The organism is Pseudomonas sp. NBRC 111131, assembly GCF_001320525.1.
GTDB lineage: Bacteria > Pseudomonadota > Gammaproteobacteria > Pseudomonadales > Pseudomonadaceae > Aquipseudomonas > Aquipseudomonas ceruminis.
This window is the reverse complement of the sequence record NZ_BCBH01000090.1, coordinates 1-1,184: the sequence shown is the minus strand read 5'-3', so window position 1 is coordinate 1,184 and position 1,184 is coordinate 1. Positions and strand designations below refer to the sequence as shown.

Below are 1,184 nucleotides of genomic sequence, written 5' to 3'. Positions count from 1 at the left end.
AAGAGGGTGTAGACAAAATCAAGTCGTGAGCCGGCGTGCGAGCATCCTAGCCTCGGCCAGCCACACCCATGCCTCGCTAACAGCAAACAACCGGTCGTGGTGCATAATCAGTCGCCGAGCTCTCTCGTTCCAAGCATGAGTCCGCTCCACCACCCACCGCTTGGGCATTACCACGAAACCGGTCGGAGCAGGCGCTACCGCAAACATATCGCCTTGCTCTGAATGCCATTTACCTGTTCGTCGGTTGTTTGGCCCGCGGATCACTTGAACGTCGACCGCGTGCGTTTGATTCATGCGCTGGGCCCATTTTCCGGCGTATGCACTATCAACGAACAGCGTATTCAATGACGGGTATTTTTCCTTCGAATAAGCCACTGCGTCATCCGCCGCGTCCCGATCCTGCACACTTGCTGCACTGATACTCACCGCCAGAAGCAGGCCCAACGTATCGACTATCAGACTTCGTTTGCGCCCCTTCACCTTCTTGCCAGCGTCGTAGCCACTGTCCCCTCCCTGTGGAGAGCTGCGAGTTGATTGCGAATCCAAAATGCCGCCGACGGATTGTCGTCACGATCCTCTCTGTCGCGCCATTGGGTTCGTAAGCGATCATGCATCTGCTCAAATTTGCCCTGCGTACTCCACCGGCGGAAGGTCTTGTAAACATTGTCCCAGTGAGGAAACTCGCGCGGCAGCATGCGCCATGAGCACCCCGTGCGTACTACATAGCAGCAGGCTTCGAGCAGCATCCGTCGAGAATGACGCGGTGGCACACCACGACCTCCCTGAGTTTCAAACAAATCGGCGACCAGCGCCCATTCAGCATCAGTCAGGCAGCTGGGATATCGTTGCCCCGGCAACTGGCGTCGGTGCGTTTCGTTGTAGCCGTAGGACTTGCGAGGTTCGGGTGAAACAAAGCTGCCTTTGGCACGCTGCTTCACTCGTGTAATTCCAGCCAGCTTCAAGGCTTTTGCAAACGTGTCGGGATGAGCGGTGATACCCGTTTCAGCATGGAATGCATCCGCTAATTCAGCTTGGCTGGAGAAGGGATGGGTTTGTGCAAGCTTGACGAGCATTGGGTACTGCTCTGCGGCAATCGCGGGCGGGCGTCCGGTTCGAGGCATGACTTCAAGGCTGTCCAGGCTGAAGGAGTGGTGAGTTTAGTTTATTTTGTCTACACCCTCTTA

At 56.2% G+C, this 1,184-nt stretch carries 1 pseudogene; it reads right to left on the bottom strand.

The features are described 5' to 3' along the window. Window positions 1-18 precede the first annotated feature (18 nt). Window positions 19-1,121 (bottom strand): annotated as a pseudogene (locus APH34_RS28380) (IS5 family transposase). Window positions 1,122-1,184: the final 63 nt, after the last annotated feature.